9 protein-coding genes, 1 other RNA gene and 1 pseudogene are annotated in these 19897 nt (G+C 65.5%); 5 read left to right on the forward strand and 6 right to left on the reverse strand.

Annotated elements, in window-relative coordinates:
• Positions 1-349 precede the first annotated feature (349 nt).
• Positions 350-2122: an expansin EXLX1 family cellulose-binding protein gene (locus VC212_RS04220; protein WP_323514374.1), complete on the reverse strand. Its 1773-nt coding sequence runs from the start codon at positions 2120-2122 to the stop codon at positions 350-352.
• Positions 2123-2687: 565 nt separating this feature from the next.
• Between VC212_RS04220 and VC212_RS04225 the strand changes: the two genes are divergently transcribed.
• The gene (locus VC212_RS04225) at positions 2688-3599 is read left to right on the forward strand and encodes a CorA family divalent cation transporter (RefSeq protein WP_055850483.1); all 912 of its coding nucleotides are present in this window, start codon (positions 2688-2690) and stop codon (positions 3597-3599) included.
• A 159-nt stretch (positions 3600-3758) separates the two neighbouring features.
• On the opposite strand, the gene VC212_RS04230 is transcribed toward VC212_RS04225, so the two are convergent.
• Positions 3759-4454, reverse strand: coding sequence for an AIM24 family protein (locus VC212_RS04230; RefSeq protein ID WP_012437307.1), 696 nt, complete (start codon positions 4452-4454; stop codon positions 3759-3761).
• A gap of 238 nt (positions 4455-4692) precedes the next feature.
• Here VC212_RS04230 and VC212_RS04235 point away from each other — a divergent pair, with 238 nt between their 5' ends.
• Entirely contained in the window at positions 4693-6759 is a 2067-nt protein-coding gene (locus VC212_RS04235) for an NHL repeat-containing protein (protein WP_323514373.1), read from the forward strand.
• 501 nt (positions 6760-7260) lie between these two features.
• Here the strand turns inward: VC212_RS04235 and treA are convergent.
• On the reverse strand, positions 7261-8934 hold the full coding sequence (gene treA, locus VC212_RS04240) for an alpha,alpha-trehalase TreA (RefSeq protein WP_323514372.1): 1674 nt from the start codon (positions 8932-8934) through the stop codon (positions 7261-7263).
• A gap of 479 nt (positions 8935-9413) precedes the next feature.
• A pseudogene (locus VC212_RS04245) lies at positions 9414-9791 on the reverse strand (DUF72 domain-containing protein); the annotation flags it as partial.
• A gap of 222 nt (positions 9792-10013) precedes the next feature.
• Between VC212_RS04245 and VC212_RS04250 the strand changes: the two are divergent.
• Positions 10014-11030 (forward strand): hypothetical protein, encoded by a 1017-nt coding sequence (locus VC212_RS04250; protein ID WP_323514371.1) that lies wholly within the window; start codon positions 10014-10016, stop codon positions 11028-11030.
• A 384-nt stretch (positions 11031-11414) separates the two neighbouring features.
• Here VC212_RS04250 and VC212_RS04255 read toward each other — a convergent pair whose 3' ends face one another.
• Complete coding sequence (locus VC212_RS04255) at positions 11415-12332, reverse strand: GAF domain-containing protein (protein WP_323514370.1); 918 nt, start codon at positions 12330-12332, stop codon at positions 11415-11417.
• A 777-nt stretch (positions 12333-13109) separates the two neighbouring features.
• Positions 13110-15989, reverse strand: coding sequence for a pitrilysin family protein (locus VC212_RS04260; protein WP_323514369.1), 2880 nt, complete (start codon positions 15987-15989; stop codon positions 13110-13112).
• A gap of 518 nt (positions 15990-16507) precedes the next feature.
• Here VC212_RS04260 and VC212_RS04265 point away from each other — a divergent pair.
• Both VC212_RS04265 and VC212_RS04270 read left to right on the forward strand, forming a co-directional pair.
• A non-coding RNA gene (locus tag VC212_RS04265) (sX9 sRNA) lies at positions 16508-16581 on the forward strand.
• Positions 16582-16588: 7 nt separating this feature from the next.
• Positions 16589-19288 carry a PAS domain S-box protein gene (locus VC212_RS04270; protein ID WP_323514568.1) on the forward strand — a complete coding sequence of 900 codons (2700 nt, stop codon included), beginning with the start codon at positions 16589-16591 and terminating at the stop codon, positions 19286-19288.
• Positions 19289-19897 lie beyond the last annotated feature (609 nt).

Raw genomic sequence — 19897 nt, forward strand, 5'->3', positions numbered from 1 at the left:
CGGCGCTTGCTCTGATGTCGCCAAATAAGAGGTTTTGCGTGGAAGGCGCCTTTGCGAAGTGAGCAGGGACGACTCCGGCCACCGGCGAAAGTGCAGATGCTTCGTCCTGACTCTTTACTGCACTCCCGCATGGGGCCCCAGCCCGCGTGTGGCGCGGGCGTTCCAACGTTTGCGAGTCAGCGGCGCAAGCAGTGCCCCTCGCCTCGGCTGGAGAGGGGCTTCGATCGCTTCGCCGCATGTAGGTCGTGGTGCGGAGCTATGGTGAGTCACGCATTTGCACGCGACCATAAGCGCGCCACGGGTTAGACACCGGTTACGTCACTACGAATCCCAACTCCGGACTCCCCAATCACGGAAACTGCACACTGCCAGGCTTGAAATATGCCGGGTGGCTGCCGTCTTCGTAGAGCGCGGGAATCGTGTCGAGGATCGCCTTGCCGCGGATATCGGTGATGCGGATGGACAGCGGCTGATTACCCAGTTGTTCGCCGAGGAAATGGTTGTAATCCATCTTCTGCAGGCTCTTCCAGGTGCTGCCCTGTTTCACTTCGAACTTGACCACCGGATAGGCATGGTTGCGTACCTGGATTGCCGCCCACCAGCGTGAGCTGCCTTCCTTGATGCGGTACTGCACATTGCCGGTGACCGGGGCGCGCACCATCTTCCAGCTGATCGGGATGCGCCCGTCCACCATGTTGCCGATCGCCGCAAAGGCGTTGTGCGACAGGTCCAGGCCACCGGAAGCGCCTTCTGGATACAGGTCGGTGACATACACGGTGGTCTTGCCCTTTGGACCGGTCACTTCCAGATAGGCGCCGGCCATCGCGGCTTTGACGCCGCCGAAGTTCAGCTGCGTCGGGTTGAGTGCGGTGATGAACGCGGTGCTCGGGATCGGATCCAGCAGCAGCGCACCGCCGGAGTAGCCGGAGCCGGTGTACGTCGCGGTGCCGGTGAAGGTGCTGTCCCACGTCGTCGCCTTGCTGACATTCTTTGCGCCAGCACGCGGTGCCGATGCAGCTACCGGCGCTGCAGGTGCGATGCCCCAGGCCTGCTGCAACACCTGCAGCTTGTCTGCACGCGGACTGCCATCTTGCGCCAGCAGGCCGCCATTGTTGGCGTTGCCCACCTCCCAGCTGCCGAGAAACGCACTGCGCAATCCGCTGTTGGCAAGATAGGCGCTGAGCGCGGTTTGCCATGCCGGGTCGCGCGGATCGCCATCGCCCAGACCACCGCCGATGCTGACCGGAACCACGGCGTGGTTGCGCGCAAATTGCCCGAAGTCGCGCTGCCACGTGGCAGGCAACGCCTGTGCAAAATCCGGCGCGGCAAACGCAGTGGCCGCATCGCGATCCGGTCCGGCCAGCTTGGGCATCAACACCAGGTGTTGCGATGCGATGCGCAGCGGTGCGCAGGCCAGTGGCTGCAGATTGCTGCCAGCGGCCTTGCGTGCGGAATCGCTGCACAGCGCATTGCTGCCGACACCTTCCACGCCCACCACCCAGCGCGGCGCCTGCGCCAGCACGGCGGTGGCTGCGCGCGCTGCAACGCGATTCCAGTCTGCTTCTGCGGCGTTTCCTGCCCAGTTGGCATTGCGATACCCGCTACTGCCAAGATCGATGCCGATGACACCCGCGGTGTCGCGGTAGTCACGTGCCAGTCTGGTCAGGCCGCGCATCCATGCCTGCTGCTGCGTGCCCAGCTGCGGTGCACTGTCATCGCAGCGGCCATCGGCAAACGCAAACATCACCTGCATGCCGCGCTGGGATGCGGCGCGCACCACCGCATCGAGCAGCTGCGATGCAGTGAGACCGCGTAATGCCGGGTCGCCGGCAACGTCTGCAGCCGCCACTGGCGTGGGCTGTAGCGCCGCCGCGCAGATTGGCAAGCGCACGGCGTTGATGTCGGCGGCCTGCATCTGATCGAGTACCTGGGCCAGCGTGCTGTCGCGCAAACCGGCAGCTGCCAGCGCAGTGCGGTCAAAACCGGGCCAGGTCACCCCGCGAATCTGCAGCGTCTGGCCTTGCGCATCGACAAGTCGGCCCTGCGGATCGACCTGCACGGCCAGCCCGGTCACGGGAGCCAGCAATGCGAGTGCGAGCAACAGATGGGTGCGAGTTTGCATGAAAGTCTCCTGGGTGGCGGCTGCGCAGGAGATCAGCAATTGCCACGCCCGGTCCGTGCGCGCAGTCAAGGAAGCGGACGGGAGTATGTATGCCACCGTGAGCAGACGGTCGCACTGGAATGGGGATCGCTGTTTGTGCGAGATGCCGCACCAATGTCATCTGGCTCGGCATAGTCGTACCAGATGGCAGGCGTATGACCGGCTGCTGCCGATTGCATGACAGCCACACGCTGTAATGCTTGGATGACAGTCGGTGAACCTGTGGACCGGCAGCGGAGTGCAGCGGCGGCGCATGGCAATGCCACTGACGCCGAAGGGTTCGGCGCTCGCATCGAAGCACGCCTACGGCACATGCAACATGCCGCGCACCGCCCGCAGGCAGCGAATCTGGTTGGCTCGCTCGATCTGTGCCGCAAAGCAGGCTTCGCAATGCGATTCCATTGCTTGAGTGGCTGCACGTCGCCGCGATGAAGGCTACTGTCAGCTGAGCGTGCCGGTGCGTTGGCGTTGACGCCGATGAGGCGGAGCCGGATGCTCGCGGCCATCCACTGCCACGGCCTGCCGCATGATCACGACCCACCCGATTGCCGGAACCCACCACGCACAAGGGTATTGGGTCGACCTGTGCCAGCCGAGTCCGCAAGAGTTGGCTGACGCCGCCAAGCAGGTAGGGTTTGCGCTGCCCGACCGTGCGGCCATCGGCGAGATCGAATTCAGCAGCCGGGTGCGCCGCCAGGGCGATGTGCTGTTTCTCAATGTGCCGCGTTTCCAGGACGACGATGGCCCGACCGCACCGCTAGGGTTTGCGCTGTCGCCGAGCATGCTGGTGACCCAGCGCGAGCAGCGCATCGGCTCGCTGGACGCGTTGGTCGCGCGGTTGGAGCACGAGCCCTGCCATAGTTCCGACGACTTGCTGCTGCGCATGTTCGATCAATTGGTCGGACGCCTGGCAGACCGCCTGGAAGCGCTCGAAGCCCAGGTCACCGAGACCACGCGGCAGGTGTTCGACAACCCGCATACCACCAAGGATCTGGAGCGCATGCTGCACCAGGTGGGCGGTATGGGCCGCCAGCTGGGCGGGCTGCACAACGCCGGGCAGGGCATGCTGCGCCTGATTACTTATCTGGACGGCGCCGCGCCGGACTGGTTCGCCGCCGATGCGGCCAAGCGCATCGGAATGCTGCACAAGGACCTGACCACCTTGAGCGAATTTCAGCAGCACATGGACGACCGCATCGAGTTTCTACTCGACAGCGTGCTGGGCATGATCAACATGGACCAGAACAATGTGATGAAGGTGATGGCGGTGGCGTCGGTGGTCGGCATCCCGCCCACCGTGCTGGTCGGCATCTGGGGTATGAACTTCGCCTACATGCCCGAGCTCAAGGGGCACGATGCGTATTTCTGGGCGCTGGGCGTCATCGCACTGAGCGTGGTGATTCCGCTGGCATGGTTCCGCAAGCGCGGCTGGGTGTGATGCACGACACTACCTCGTAGGAGCGCACCCGGGCGCGAGGGCAGTGCGATAAACCCACATCGCGTCCAACGCGCTTCATACAGCACATGCGCCACCAACGCACTGCGCATGCACATAGAGTGCCCAGCCACGCAACCGCGCGGCCGGGCACCAACACGATCAGCCCTTGGCCTGGAAACTTGCTTCTTCGTACGGCTGCACCACCACCCAGCCTTCGCCGGCGAAGCGCATCTGCAGGCTTTCGCCCGAGCCGCGACCGAACAGCGTGCCGATCGACACATCGGTCACCAGCTCCGGGGTCAATGTGCCGGACCACGCCACCGTGGCGTTGGGGTCGGTAAACACCGGGCCGCTGGCGGCAGTCACCGGCAGCGTCAGCGGCTCGTAGTGCGAGGTGATCGCCACGATGCCGTGGCCGCTCAGGCGCACGTTGAACAGGCCGCCGGAGAGCATGCCGGCCACTTTGCGCATCATCGTGATCTTGTGCTCTACGCCGGATTCGAACGCCAGCACATCGTTGCCGTTGACGAAGATTGCCTCGCCATTCAAACGCAGCAGCGTGACCAGCTTGCCGAGGTCGGCCAGATACACGCGGCCCTGGCCTTCGGCCTTCATCAGCTGCATGCCTTCGCCGCTGACGGCTTTTTTCAGCAGGTTGCCCAGCCCCTGTTCCAGCAAACCCTCGCGGGTGAACTTGACGTTGCCGGTGCGCGCGACCATGGCGCCTGCCTTGGACCAGACCATGCCATCCAGGCGCACTTCCAGCAGATGCGGGTTTTCCAGCTCGAACGGATCAGGGCTGACGTCCTTTTCCTTGGAGTGGGCGAGAAATTCGTTGAGCGTGCGTACGGCCATGGGTCCATCCCTAGTACGTGAAAGAGTGCGCATGATACGCGGCCTGCGTGTCGGCAGCGCCTGCGTGCGCACGCCTGCTGCTTGCGGTTGCCGCAGGTCGACGCAGCGTTGAGTGCGGTGCCTCGGCGCACGCGTGGCACTGCGCTCAACGCTCCAGGTTGCCGAACGCGTTTAAAGTGCGGTTCCTCTCACGCACGCGACTGGCATGGCAACACGAGGCAAGCTGTGGATCTGTGCAGTGCTGGTAGCAACCACGACCGCAGTGCTGGCGAGCTGGTGGTGGATGCCGGCGCCAACGGCAGTGCCGCAAGTAGAGGGTCCGGCTGCGACGCCATTGGGTTGGTCGGCACAGCTGCAGTGGGTGGCCGGCAACGGCGTGCGTGGCGCGCAGGATGGCCGCGCGGCCGACGCGCAGTTTGCCGACCCTTACGGCCTGGCGATCGATGCGCACGGCACGCTGTACATCGCCGACGGTGGCGACAACAACCGTGTCCGCACCGTGCTCGCCAACGGCAGCGTGCAGACTCTTGCTGGCGGGCGGGAAGGTTTTGCCGATGGCATGGGCGCGGCCGCAGCGTTCAATACGCCCTCGGGGATCGCTTTCGACACGGCAGGCAATCTGTATATCGCCGACACCGGCAATCACGCGATCCGCAAGCGCACGTCGCAAGGCGTGGTTACCACCCTCGCTGGCGACGGCAGTGCAGCGTTTCGCGATGGTGCGGCGGCGCAGGCGCGCTTCAATGGGCCGATTGGCGTGGCGGTGGATGCGCAGGAGCGTGTTTACGTCGCCGATACCTACAACGACCGCATTCGCGTCATCGAGCCTGGCGGTCAGGTGCGCACGCTAGCCGGTGGCGCCTTGCCCGGCATGGCCGATGGCGTCGGCGACCAAGCGCGTTTCGATACCCCGACCGATCTCAAGGTGGATGCCTACGGTGCGGTGTGGGTGGCGGACATGCGCAACGATGCGATTCGCCGTATCGACGCCGATGGCAGCGTCACTACCTTGGTCGGCGGCGATCCTGCCGACCGCAGCCCGCTGTTGTATCGACCGATGACGCTCGCCATCACCCACGACGGCGTGCTGTACGTGGGCGATGCAAGCGGTCGCGTGTTGCAGGTGACGCGCGCCGGGCATGTGGTGACGATGAGCGGCGAGAATGTGATGCAACGCCTGTCGCGCCCGGCGGGGATTGCGGTGGATGCGCAGGGCGCGGTGTATGTCAGCGACGCGGGAAGCGCACGCGTGCATCGGCTGGTGCCGGCAACGGCGACGAACGTTGACGACACGCCCGTGGTCGGGCCGGCCGACGCGCAGCCCTTGCCTGTCACCCAAGGCCGTTGGCCGTTGCAGCCGCAGACCGGCTGGCACGAGGTGGTCGGCACGCTCGGCGAAGTGCGCGGCAACTACCAGGGACTCAGCCGCGATCATCTGCATGCGGGCCTGGATATCCGCGGCGATGTCGGTCAGACGGTCTTCGCGATTGCCGATGCTAAGGTGTCCAGCCCCAATGCCAGTTGGGGGCTGGGGCAACTGGGCGAAGGCATGGTGCTGGACACCATCGGCTATATCCATCTGCGCGTGGGCCGCACCGCGCAAGGCAAGCCGCTGGACCCGCAACGTCTCCAGTTGATGAGCGATGTGGACGGCAAGCCCGAACGCATGCGCGTACTGCGCGGCACGCGATTTCGCGCCGGCGATGCGCTGGGTACGCTCAATGGCATGGCGCATGTGCATCTGACCGTGGGCGCCAACGGCTTCGAGCGCAATGCGGTGCAGCTGGGGTTTGTTGGCTACGCAGATCATGTGGCGCCGCGCATCGACAAGGTGAGCCTGCTCGATGCTGCGGGTCAGCCATTACCGGTGACCAACGGCGTGGTGCAGGTGCCGCGCGCGGCGGCGGTGCAGATCGTGGTGGAGGCCTGGGATCAGGTGGATCGCAATCTGCCGCGGCGCCGGCTGGGCCTGTACGCACTGGGCTACCAGGTGCTGGATGCGCAGGGCGTGGCATTGCCGGGCGAGGCCGCGCCGCGCATGACGATCGTGTTCGACCGCATGCCCGCCGATCCGGCTGCGGTACTCACCGCTTATGCGCCCGACAGCGGCATCACCGTGCATGGCAGCGCGGTGACGCGGTTCCGCTATCTGGTCAGCAACACGGTGCGCGATGGCCGTCTCGGCAGTGGGCAGTGGCAGGCCGGTGCGTTGGCACCGGGCGACTACACGCTGCGCATTACCGCACGCGATTACAGCGGCAATACAGCGACGACCAACCGCGATCTGCGCGTGCGGGTGGAATGATCTGCATCGATGGCGGCGGTGATCGTCGGCCACGCGGGATGCTGTGAGTGCAGTGCAGTGCAGTGCAGTGCAGTGCAGTGCAATTCAATTCAATGCTTGGCGCTGGTGTCTCGCCCCGCTCTGGTGTCGCCTCGTTGATGCAGTCGCCCTGAGCACGCAGTCGCCGACGCAGTTGCACCGCTGGCTGCCGGGTGCAGATGCTGCGTTGAACAGCACCCCGTGAAAGATGCATGTCGCTACTGCGGCCTGCGCCGGACGCATGCCGACAACAGCCGCTGCAAGGTATCGGCGCTCCGGCAAGCCTGCGTCTGATTGCTGGTTAGCGCCTGGGTATGCGGACTGATGCCGCGTGCAATCACCGTTTCAAGCGATGTTGCCGCATCAAGGCGGAGAGTAGGCGCGCGTGCAGGCTCGTTATGACAAGCATCTGCTGGCCTGCTTGCGATCCACAACCCGATAGCGCCGTCATGCCGAGCATTACCCGGCATGACGACGGCACACTCAGCGTGTCGCCGCTTCCGGCTTGCGCACGCGCTTTGCAGGCGCGGTCTTGCTGTCGGTACCCGGATACAGATTCAACAGCATCAAAGTCACGCCATTGGTCCAGCCGAAGCCGTCCTGCAGTGCGTATTCGCCGCCGCCGCCGCCAGCCGCAGCGGCGTCCAGGCCGTATTTTTCGACCAGCTTGTGTTCGCGTGCGAACAGCGCCTGCACCTGGCTGAGGAAACGCTCGCCGATGGTGCGCGCCAGCGCGTCTTCGCCGTAGCGACGCAGGCCGTCCACCGCCACCCATTGCAGCGGCGCCCAACCGTTGGGCTCATCCCATTGCTGCCCGGTCTTCACCGCGGTGGTGGCCAGGCCGCCGGGGCGCAGCAGACGCGCGCGCACCACGGTGGCGGTGCGCTTGGCATGCGCGTCCGACGCCAGGCCGGCAAACAACGGGTACAGCGCGGCGGCAGTGACCTGGTCGCTCAGCGTGCGGGTTTGCCAGTCGTAGTCGGCGTAGTAGCCGGCCGCATTCCACAGATGCGCGTCGATAGCCTGCTTGCGCTGCTGCGCCAATGCGGCGTAATCGAGCGTGCACTCGGCGCCCGGCTGCGCGCAGGCCTGGGCCAGGGTGCGCTCCAGGTGATACAGCAGGCTGTTGAGATCGATCGGAATGATGGCGGTGGTGCGGATGGTGCGCAGGTTCTGTCCATCGGCCAGCCAGCGGCTGGTGTAATCCCAGCCACTTTCGGCGCCGGCACGCAGGTCGCGGTAGACCTCGGCGGCCGGGCGGTCTTTCACTTCGGCGGCGGTGCGGGTGTCGTGCAGCCAGGCTTCCGGGCGCGGCGTGTCGCGCTCGTCCCAATAGCGGTTGAGCACGCTGCCGTCGGCCAGGCGCACCGCATGACGCGCGGCTTCGCCGGGCTTGAGCCCGTCGCTGCCCTGCATCCAGTACGCGTATTCCTTTTGCAGCTGCGGCAAGTACCGCTGATAGACCGCCTCGCCTTCCACGCCGGCCTGCAGTTCCACCATGTAGGAGAAAAACGGCGGCTGGGAGCGGCTGAGATAATAGGTGCGGTTACCGTTGGGAATATGCCCGTAGGTGTCGATCAGGTAGGCGAAGTTGTCCAGCATCTGGCGACTGAGCGTGGTCTCGCCGCTCTTCACCAGACCCAGCATGGTGAAGTAGGAATCCCAGTAGTACACCTCGCGGAAGCGGCCGCCCGGCACCACGTACGGGTGCGGCAGCGCCAGCAGGCTGCTGTGCGGCGGCACGTGGTTCTGGCTGCGCACCAGCTTCGGCCACAACAGATCGATGTGCTCGCGCAGCGCGGTGTCCTGGCGGATGGCGTCGGTCTGCACCGGCGGCGACTCTTCGAAATTGGCGTCCACGAACTTGCGCAGATCAAAGCCCGGGTGATCGTGCTGCGCCAGATAGTCGGCGTTGATCAGGGCCGGGTCGCGCAGCGGCAAAAAGTCGACGAAATGTTTCTGGTCGTCGAACAGCTCGCCGCTCTGCACCGCCTGGAACAGTTCCGGGTAGGCCACATCGGGCGTCGGCGGCGTGGACGCAGGCGCGTTGACGACCGGAGTATCCAGCGGCGCGGCAGTCAGCGTGCACGGCGCAACAAACATGCTCAGCGACAGGCCAAGCAGCGACGTGCAACACGGGGGCGCGGCAGAACTCATGGCATCTCCAGAACGGGCAGTGGCGTAGGGCATGGTAAACGACCAAAGTGGCGGGCGGGACTGCGTGAGATGCCGGAACGCCGACAGACTTCGCGCGGTGACAACGGGATTCAGCAAGGTGATCCGGCGCGCCGCCGCAACGAGCGCCAATCCAGGCGTATCGGCGCGGATCCAGGCAGCTTGAGTGCAGCGGCGGCGTGCTGAGTTAGGTGCCATCGCTGCAAGAAGCGCGCCAGTGCATGGCAGCGGCCAGGGTTACTGCGCCGGCATCGGGGGCGCCGTCAATGGAGACACTGGGGCATCCGCCGCACCCGTGGTCTGCGTGGCAGTGACCGGGCGCATGTAGGACCTGGGCGATGGTCACCCTGACGCGCAGGTCTGTGCGGCTGGGTCCGACGTGCGGACATGCAACAAGCATCGGCCGGCGACGACGCCGAAGCGTCGTGGCGGGTGACGCCCGGCATGCAGCGGGCACTGCCTCAGACCCACGCCCCCTGTTCTATCCCCAACAGCGCTTGCAGCCTGCGCGCGTTGGGCACGGCCAGGCCGGCGCCGGTGTTGTCGAAGATCACCCAGCGTTCGGCTGGCGGCTTCCGCGCAACGTGTGGCGCAGCGCACACCGCATCGTCCAGCGCCTGCAGCGCGCGCTCGTCGTAGCTCATGCAGTAGACGCGCGGGCTGCCATGCCAGCGCCATTAAGACGGGCCGACGCTCGTGTCCGGTACTGCTGCCTGGGGTACTTGCGCAGGGTCGGTGGCGCAGCGCGCGATGCGGTGGCGCGTCAGCAGCGCCACCGCGGGTGGCAGGAACAATCTGGCGTGGCGCGGCTTGCAGACCACAGCGCTCTGCCAGCGCCGCCACCCGTGCATCGAAGGTGACGCTGGGCGGCAATCGCGCACGCCAGCCGGTGAGGCGAATGGTTCAGCCCAGGCATGCGCTCAATGTGAATGGCGGCTGGTCCCTATTGAGCAGACAACGAATTTCAAACGCGCGTAAACGCCGCGCCGGCTAGATTTGCGCGCTCCGGACCGGGGTTGGTGGTGCGGTGCCCGTCTCTCCCCTTATCGGTCTCCCGCATTGTGATTACCCGCAGGAAGGAAGCGCTTGTCCCGCATGTTGCTGCAGCCGCATGCACGGGCGCCATCCTGTTTTTTCTTGCGTGTCTGTTGCTGTACATGCCGGCTCCGCGTCTGACCGTGCAGCAGGATGAAAGCCTGCAGGTGTATTTCCTGCCGCGTCCGCAGGTGACGCCGCCGGCGCCGGTCGAGCCGCCGCCGCAGAAGCAGCCCAAGCGGCAACAACGCGCCACCGCCGCCTCCGCATCGGCTGCCCATCGTGCGCCACCGCCCACGCGCACTTCGCCGCCGCAACGCCAGGTCGCCGCCGCCAATGCGCCGGCCGATGCATCGATGGCAGCGCAGCTGTATACCCGCGAAGGCCGTCTGCGCATGCCGCTCGACACCAAGGTCGACCCGATGGCGCAAGGCGACGCAGTGCCGCCTGGCATGACCGACGCGCGGGCGCAGGCCAAGGCGCGCAACGTGATGGAGCGGGTCAACCCGGTGCAGTACCAGGACACGCGCTTTGCCAAGGATTGGAAGAGCGACGGCACGCTGGGCGATGTGGCGATGCAGGAAATGAATCGCGGCATGAAAAAGTTCAACGACATGCTCAACGGGCCGCAGACGCAGGTAGCCAAGGCGCGGCCGCCGCCGGACGTACGCTTCAATCCTGCATTGGCCGGAAATCAGGCCGAAATGGGCAGCGAGGCCACTGGCGATGCGTACAAGGCCGCACCGATCGCGCACGAAACCTTGCCCGACCTCAAGGGCGAAGCCAGCCGCCGCATCCGCGAGGCATTGGCAACGTTGGAACAGCGCAGTGCACGCTGCGACGCGTCCAAGCGCAAATCGTTGCTGTCGCCGGTCCGCACGCATCTGTCCGACCTGGAGCGTGCCGAACACGCGCTCAACAATGGTGCCGACCCGGTATTGGCTGCGCAGCTGTTGCCACGTCAGGCCGACAGCGCCTACGACCTGGCACGCCGCGCGCTGTGGTATGCCGACCGGCAATTGAAGCAGTGCGCGGTGGGGTAGGTGGGGTGTTTGCGCCGCCCCATTCCGCGTTAGAGACCGTCACGCGCTTCAAGCCTCTTTCCCGCCTGCGGGAGAGATCTAAGGCGTCGGGGTAAGGGCACGGTGACAGACCGCCATCTGAGCACAGCGTAGGCATGCGCTGGAAACGCGCCAGGACGCCCCTCACCGCTCAAGCCGCGCACCCAACACTGAGTTTTACCTTGCAAAGGCGTTGTGCCCATCAGGGTGAGAACAGTTGGCTGGATCGGCCAACGGCTGGCCCCCATCCGCCCTTCGGGCACCTTCCCCCGCAGGCGGGGGAAGGCAGTCCGCTGATCGCTGCCGTGAAGCCCCTCTCCCGGCGGGAGAGGGGTGAGGGTACGGCTACGGCAGCGAAGCAGCGGCCTACGCCAGACTCTGCCGGTAGCGATCCTTCTCTGCGCTCAGCGCAATTTCCGCGCGTAAAAAGACCTGGCCGATCGGTTCGTCGGCGCGGGTGGCCTGTGCTTCGCCGAGTAACACCGTCAGACCCAGCGCATGTTGCAACTGCGCGACGTCGCGCAGGTGTTGCAACGTGCGTTCGGCATCGGGGTCGCGCAGGACGGCGATGAATTCCGCGCTGTCGGTGACCCGGTCGATGCTGTTGCCCGGCCCCTGCACCAGTGCGGCAAACGCCTGGTCGAGCTGTTGCAAGGTACGGCCGAGCAGCCGCTCGCTCTGGCGTTCTGCCAAGGCGGCCAGTTCCTGCACTTCCAGGATCACCAGCCGGTAAGGAGTCTGGGTATCCGCGGCAGCGGCCGGCTGCAGGATGGCGTTGCGTTCTTGTTGCAATGCTTCCTGACGCCCATCCAGCAGGTTCATGGTGACGCGAGCCAGCGCCTGCAATCCGGTGCGCTGGAGTTCGTTGAGCGTGCGCGGTTCGGTATCGAGCACGCACACAGTGCCTAGCGCCACGCCTTCGGTCGTCACCAACGGCATGCCTGCGTAGAAGCGTGCGCCGGTGTCGCCGGTGACCACGGAAATATCGCGGAAACGTGGGTCCTGGGTCAGGTCCGGCACTTCCAGCAGGTGGCCGGGGTCGCGGATGGCGTGGTCGCAAACGGCCTGGCTGCGGTCGGTCTGTTGCAACCCCAGGCCAAGTTGGGCCTTGAACCATTGGCGGTCGCGGTCTACCAACGACATCAGCGCGATAGGCGTATCGCAGAGCGATGCGGCCACCTGCACGATGTCCTGATACGTATCTTCGGGCAGGCTGTCGACGATGCGGTAACCATCGAGGACCTGCTGGCGGGAGGCTTCATCTGCCGTCGGCATCTCTTTCATCGGATCAGCCAAGCACCTGTCGAGGAGAGGGTCCAACCTTACCGGAATGGCCGATAACATGGCGTCGATATGAGAGTTGCCGCCGCCGGAAATTGACGTGCTGACGTGACGCGCGGGCTGCGGGCTGTTGATCAGGCCTAGCGAACTGTGTTGCCATCTGCCGATGGTTCAGTTGTTGCTGCGGCCAACCGTCAATCAACGATCAATCGACCAATCAAACAACCGGCCAGCCGTTGCGGTTTAGCGCGAACAACGGACCGAGCCGACTGCAAACCGTGGGCCGACCAATCAATCGGCCATGCGAACAGCCGGGCAATCGAATAACCGGATAACCAACATTCGATCTTCGTCTTTCGGCCAATCGGCGAGTTCACAGCCGGTCAACCAAACGCTCGACCACTCGAGCCGGCGGTCAGTCCGCAACGTGCATTCGGTCAACCAAGCGGTCAACTTGCCGACCGACCGACCGACCGACCGACCGACCGATCAATCAATCAATCAATCAATCGACCGGAGTACCGACCAAGCAAACGAACAACCGACCAATCGAACAATCGATCGGCGCATCACCCAAACCAACGCACACCCAGCAACGCGCCGCTGCCCTGCACCCACCTGCCTACGCATCGCAAGCAGGTGGGTGCAGGGCAGCCGCAAAAACTCAGCACTTGACCGGGTTGCTGTCGGTATCGAGCACGTGCACCTTGCCTGCACCCACCCACCCACCCCACCCACCTACGCATCGCAAGCGGGTGGGTGCAGGGCATTAGCGAAACCTCAGCGCTTGACCGGCTTGCCGTCGGCGTCCAGCACCTGTACCTCGCCCAGCTTGAGCGCGCGCACCGGGGCTTCGATCTTCTTCAGGTCGCCCACGATCACCCAGGTCATTGCGTCGGGCTTGATGATCTGCGCGATGGCCTTCTGCGCGGCCGGCTGGTCGATCGCTTCCAGGCGCGGCTTGAGCGTCTGCACGTAGTCGTCGGGGCGGTCGAACTGCACGATGCCTTCGATCGCGCTCAGCACGGCGGTGGTGGTTTCGTAGCTGCCGGGCAGGGCGCGGATGCTCTGGTTCTTGATCTTTTCGATCTCCTCGCCGGTCAACGGCTTGTCGCCGACGATGGCCCGGGCTTCCTTGAGGATCTCGTTGGCCGACTCGGCGGTCTTGTCGGTCTGCACCGGTGCGGAGAACAGATACGGCCGCTGGCCCTGCGCATCCATCAAACGAGTGCCGGCACCGTAGGCCCAGCGCTTGTTCTCGCGCAGGTTCATGTTCAATCGCGAGGTGAAGGTGCCGCCGAACGCATCGTCGGCCACGCCGATGGCCAGGTTGTCCTGGGTCTTGGTCGACGGTGCCAGCAGGCCGGCCAGGATCACCGACTGCGGCGCATCCGGCCGGTTGATCAGGTACACACGCGGCTTGGGCTGCACGGCCACGTCGACCAGGTTCTTCTTCGGCAGCGGGCTGGCCGGGGCCTTCCAATCGCCGAATGCGGCATCCAGCTGCGGGATGATCTGCGCCAGCGTGGTGTCGCCGGCGACCAGGATGCGCAGGTTGTCCGGGCGCAGCCACTGGCCGTGGAAGGCCTGCAGGTCCTTGGCATTGAGACTCTTGATCGCCGCTTCGGTGCCGCTGCCGGTGAGCGGGATGCCGTACGGATGCTTGTCGCCATAGAGCAGCGGCGGCAGCGCACGCAGGCCCAGGCTGGTGGGCTTGGTTTTTTCCTGCGCGATGCCGGCCAGCCACTGGCCACGGATGCGTTCGATGTCCGACGGTTTGAATGCCGGGTTGCGCACGATGTCGGAGAACAATTGCAGCGACGGCTGCAACTGGTCGTTGAGCGCATTGAGCGAGGCGCTGCAGCTATCCAGATCGCAGCCGACGCCGGTGATCGCGCCCAGGCGCTGCTTGCGCTGCGCCACTTCCACCGAATCCAGCGACGCGGTGCTCTCGTTCATCAGTGCGGCGCTGAAGCTGGCGGTGCCGAGCTTCTTGCCCTGGTCGGCGGCGTAACCGGCGTCGAACAGCAACTCGACCTGGGTGACCGGGATGGTGTGGCGCTCGGCCAGCACCACTTCGATGCCGTTCTTCAGCTTGCCGCGCTGCAGTTTGGGGAAGCTCAGGTCAGGGAACTGAGTGGTCTTGGGCACGCCGGTGCTGCGGTCCACGTTGGAAGCGGTGACCTTGTACTTGCCGGCGGCGGGCAGCTTGGGCGCCGGCTTGCCCGGTTCGGCGGCGCGTGCGACCACCGCCTTGTCTTCGGCAGCAGGGTCGAAGTCCTTGCTCGCCGGCAGCACGGTGAGCAGATAGTCGCCCTTGCCGAACCAGGTGGCGGAGGCCTGCTTGACGCTGTCCACGGTGGCGGCCTGACCGCGCTGCAGATCTTTTTTGTAGGCACCCGGGTCGCCGCGATAGACCTGGCCCTCGGCCAGGAGCACGGCCTTGCCGGTGAAGCCACCGACCTTTTCCAGCCCGCGGACAAAGCCGGCACGGTAGGCCACCTGCGCACGCTGCAATTCGTCGGCAGTCGGGCCTTGTGCGATGAATTTCTTGAGTTCTTCGTCGATCACCGCCTCGACCTTGGCCGGGTCCACGCCGTCCTTGACGTCGGCCTGGATCTGCATCTGGCTGGACAGCGCAAACGGCTGCACCGAGGCAGAAACGTCATCGACCAACTTGTCCTGATAGACCAGGCGCTGATACAGCCGCGAGGTCTTGCCGCCGCCCAGCACGGTGGTGGCCAGGTCCAGCTGGATCATGTCATCGGTGCCCAGCTGCGGCGCGGCCCAGGTGCGGTAGATGCGCGGCTGCGACACATGGTCGTGCTGCACGCCGCGCTTCTGCGCGGCCAGCGGCGTGACCCACGGCTGCTGACGCGCCACCGGCTTGCCGGACGGGATATCGCCGAAGTACTGCAGTGCCTTGGCGCGCGCCTGCGCCACGGTGATGTCGCCGGCCAGCACCAGGGTGGTGTTGGCGGCGCCGTAGTTGTCGTTGAACCACTGTTTGACGTCGCCCAGCGAGGCCGCGTCCAGATCTTCCATCGATCCGATGGTGTCGTGCTGGTACGGGTGGTTAGCGGGGAACAGGTTGGACAGGATGTTCTGGTCCACGCGGCCATAGGGACGGTTTTCGCCCTGGCGCTTTTCGTTCTGCACCACGCCGCGCTGGGTGTCGAGTTCTTCCTGGCCGATGGCGCCGAGCAGGTGGCCCATGCGGTCCGATTCCAGCCATAGCGCGGTATCCAGCGCGGTGGTCGGCACGGTTTCGAAGTAGTTGGTGCGGTCGAACCAGGTGGTGCCGTTCATGTCGGTGGTGCCGACCTGTTCCAGCGGCGCAAAGAAGCTGCCCTTGTTGTTTTCCGAGCCGGAGAACATCAGATGCTCGAACAGATGCGCAAAGCCGGTCTTGCCGGCCGGCTCGTCGCCGGAACCGATGTGGTACCAGATGCTCACCGCCACCACCGGCGCCTTGTGGTCTTCGTGCACCACCACGGTCAGGCCATTGGGCAGGGTGAAGCGGGTGTAGGCGATGTCCGGAATGGCGCTGCTGTCCGCGGTCTTGGACAGGCTGGCCGGGGCGGCGGCGACAGCGGGGGCAACGGTACCGGCGGCGACGCCGAGCACACCGGCGATCAACAGGGACAGCGGACGCAGCATGTGACACTCCAGAGCAGGGTAATCGGCCGAGGGTAGTGGCTGCTTGGCGAGGCCGCAAATGCTGTTCGGCATGGGGGTGGCGGGCAGCGCTGGCGGGCTGTCGGAACGGCGGACATGGCAACAGCAGGCCGTGCTGAGTTGAGTTGTTGGCGTGAGATCGGGCGCGTGCAGGCCGCAGCGGGCAGCCGTCTGGTTCGGGGGCGGGCAACGCTGGCATCGCAGGTGCTACGGACAGCAAGGCCGCACGGTGAGTGGCTCGCCTGGGCCGTGTTGGCTTCGCGCTACCGGCACGCGGAAACCACGGGATCCGGCGTGGACGCCACGACGGCTGGCGACCGAGCCCCGCCACGCGTCCGTACGGACGTAAACCCACGACGCACAGCTGCAGCGGCCAGGTGCACACGCCAGCATGATCGTTTCGCCACTGCGGCCCTCTCCCACAGGCCGCCAAGGGTTTGGAGCAGCTAACAAGGCGATTGTGCAGCCGCCAGGGGCGCGCGGCCGGTGCGCGGTGCGGCATGTACCACGCGTACACACCGGTTCTGAGCGCCACCTCCACACCCTGACGACTGCTCGCTACGTGTTGTTAGCCACTCTTAATCGGCCGCAAGCGGGCCCGACTGGGTGCACTCAAGTTGATCCTCGCCTCGCCGTTACCTGGTGCGACCTACCTTGCCCAAACGCCGCCCGCCCATCACGCCATGACCGTCCTGTTGCCGCCCGTGCCGATTCCCGCCAACGACGCCTTGCGCGTGGACGCGGTCCGCCGGCTGGGGGTGTTGGACACCGAGGCCGAGGCCGAGTTCGACGACATCGCCTGGCTGGCGGCGCATGTCAGCGGCGCCCCGATGGCACTGGTGTCGCTGCTGGATGCCGACCGGCAATGGTTCAAGGCGCGCTGCGGCACCGACCTGGAGGGCACGCCGCGTAGCGTGTCGTTCTGCTCCTACGCGGTGATGGGGACCGAGTTGATGGAGGTCCCCGACGCCGAGGCCGACCCACGCTTCGTCAACAACCCGTTGGTGACCGCCGCACCCGGTGTGCGCTCCTATGTCGGGGTGCCGCTGATCGGCCGCGAAGGCTATGCCTACGGCACCCTGTGCACGCTCAGCACCAGATCGCGCGTGCTCGACGAACATCAGAAACAGGCGCTGATCCGTCTCGCGCGGCAGGCGGTCAGCCAGCTGGAAGCGCGCCGCGATCGGCGCGATGCGCAGGCGCAGCGGCAGACGTTGAGCATGTTGCTGGAAGCCATGCCCGACGGCGTGGTGGCCTGCGGCACCGACGGCCTGCTGCGCGAGTTCAACAACGCCGCTAGGCAATGGCATGGCACCGACCTCCGCGTGCTGCCACCGGCGCAATGGGCGCAGCATTTCGATCTGTACAGCGCAGACGGCAACGCTCTGCTGCCCACCGAGGCCATTCCGCTGCTGCGTGCCTGGCGCGGCGAGCACGTGCGCAATGCCGAACTGGTGATCCGTGCCAACGGTCAGCCTCCGCGCAGCGTGCTATGCAATGCAGACCCGGTGGTCGGCGATAAGGGTACTGCGTTGGGCGCGGTGTGCGTGATGCACGACATCACCCAACTCCGGGGTGCGTCGGCGGCCTTGTCTGCCGAGCGCGCGCGGCTGCAGGCGCTGGTGGATGCCTCGCAGGACGTGGCGATAATCGCCTTCGACCCGCAGGGGCGCATCGAGCTGTTCAATCCCGGTGCCGAACAACTGCTGGGCTACGCGGCCGACGAAGTGCTGGGCATCTGCCCGTCGCGGTTCCATCTGCAGGCCGAGCTGGAGCGCCACATGGCCACATTGGCGTTGTCGCCGCCGGCATATGTGGAACTGGCTGCGGCCGCTGCCGGCAATGTGCTGACCGAAGAACTGTGGACGCTGGTGCGCAAGGACGGCGAGCTGCGCCGAGTGCGGCTGTGCTTCAACGTCATCCACGATGCGCAGCAAGGCCTGGCCGGGTATCTGGCCATGGCCATCGACGTCACCGCCGAATTGCAGGCGCAGGCTGCCGCGCAGCTGGCCGCCGAACGCTTCACCGGCGCCTTCGAAACCGCGCCGCAGGGCATGGCCATCGTCTCGCTGGAGGGCGCCTGGCGCGACGTCAATCCGTCCTTGTGCGGCATCCTCGGTTACCCGCGCGAGCAATTGCTGCGTACGACCTTCCAGCAGATCACCCACCCGGACGATCTGGAAATGGACCTGCAACTGGTGCAGGAACTCATCGCCGGCAAGCGCGATAGTTACAGCCTGGCCAAGCGTTACATCAGCCAGCAAGGCGCGGTGATCTGGGCGCAGTTGTCGGTGTCGTTGGTGCGCGACGGCAGCGGTGCACCGGTGCATTTTGTCTCGCAGATCCAGGACGTCACCGAGCGCCATGTCGCCGCCGAACGTCTGGCAGAAAGCGAAGCGCGGCTACGCGCGATCAGCGATGCCACACCCGCGCTGGTCAGCCAGTTCGATGCCAGCCAGCGCTGCCTGTTCGCCAACGAAGCGCACCGCGATTGGCTGGGCGCGGAGCCGGCCAGCCTGGTCGGCGCGCCGATCACGCATCTGCTCGGCGCGTCGCTCAGCGCGACCGCACGCACCGCATTGGCGCAGGTGGCCGACGGGCAACGCGCCAGTTTCGAGCATGTGTTGCATGTGGGTGGCAGCGCACGCGATGTGGAGATCACCCTGGTACCGGAAACCCGACGCCTGCTGGACGGTGCGCAAGGGTTTTTCCTGATGGCGCAGGACGTCACCGCGCACAAGACATTGCACCGCCTGATGCACGAGCGTGCCACCCGCGATGCGCTGACTGGCCTGCCCAATCGGCATGCCTGGACCGAGGCATTGCAGACCGCCGTGCTGCAGGCGCATCGGTTGCAGCGCGCGGTGGCGGTGATGTTTCTGGATCTGGATGGCTTCAAACGCATTAACGACACCTACGGCCACCGCGCCGGCGATGCGGTGCTGGTGGAATTCGGCCATTGCCTGCAGCGCGCGGTGGAAGGCCGTTACCTGGTGGCGCGTCTGGCCGGCGACGAATTCGTGGTGTTGCTGGACAATCTGCAGACGCCCGATGCCGACTGCGCCCGGGTTGCCGAGCGCATCCGCCACGCAGCGTCCGCTGGCGCCCTGTTCGGCGAGCAGCGGCTACCGATCCAACCCAGCATCGGCATCGCCTGGCAGCACGGCGACCAGGTTGAGGCGGCAAGCCTGATGCATGCCGCAGACAAAGCGATGTATGCCGCAAAGAATGCGCGCTTCAGCAAGGATGCAGCGATGAACGGCCGCGAGGCTGCGCGTTGAGGTAAACGGCAACCGCGGTTCCTTTATCGACCGATGTGGCACCCTCACCCCAACCCCTCTCCCTGTGGGAGAGGGGCTTGAACAGCGAAGCGTGTTGCGCTGTTCCTTCTCCCCTCGAGAGAAGGTGCCCGAAGGGCGAGTGAGGGGGCGTCAGCGAAGCGCAACCGCAAGCCATCCCGCTTACTACGCGGCTTGCTTGACGTAGTGGCATTGCATTACCACGCGGCCTGCTCCAGGCGGTGGTGTCGCATCATCATTCGGCTAATCGAAGTGATAGCGCTGCATCGCTAGGCAGCCTGTTCGACGCGGTAGCGCTGCATTGACGCAGAATGCGCCGGAGTTGATTCATTGAGTGCCGATGCCCATCTGATGATGTGACATGTATCGACCTCTGGGTTGATGATGCACGTGTGCTGATTGGCAATGCGCATCTTTGTTTGTCGACGTATATCGGCCGATGGGGCACCCTCACCCCAACCCCTCTCCCGGTGGGAGAGGGGCTTGAACAGCGAAGCGTGTTGCGCTGTTCCTTCGCCCCTCGGGAGAAGGTGCCCGAAGGGCGGATGAGGGTGCGTTGCGCGAAGCGCACCCGCACACGCTATTCCGTTT

Origin of the sequence: Xanthomonas sp. WHRI 8932A (assembly GCF_035012785.1) — a bacterium.
Lineage (GTDB): Bacteria > Pseudomonadota > Gammaproteobacteria > Xanthomonadales > Xanthomonadaceae > Xanthomonas.

What these genes read in the sequence shown, in the direction of transcription:
- treA (WP_323514372.1), bottom strand. Translation starts at nt 8,934, where the DNA reads ATGAGTTCTGCCGCGCCCCCGTGTTGCACGTCGCTGCTTGGCCTGTCG.
- VC212_RS04230 (WP_012437307.1), bottom strand. Translation starts at nt 4,454, where the DNA reads ATGGCCGTACGCACGCTCAACGAATTTCTCGCCCACTCCAAGGAAAAG.
- VC212_RS04255 (WP_323514370.1), bottom strand. Translation starts at nt 12,332, where the DNA reads ATGAAAGAGATGCCGACGGCAGATGAAGCCTCCCGCCAGCAGGTCCTC.
- VC212_RS04260 (WP_323514369.1), bottom strand. Translation starts at nt 15,989, where the DNA reads ATGCTGCGTCCGCTGTCCCTGTTGATCGCCGGTGTGCTCGGCGTCGCC.
- VC212_RS04220 (WP_323514374.1), bottom strand. Translation starts at nt 2,122, where the DNA reads ATGCAAACTCGCACCCATCTGTTGCTCGCACTCGCATTGCTGGCTCCC.
- VC212_RS04225 (WP_055850483.1), top strand. Translation starts at nt 2,688, where the DNA reads ATGATCACGACCCACCCGATTGCCGGAACCCACCACGCACAAGGGTAT.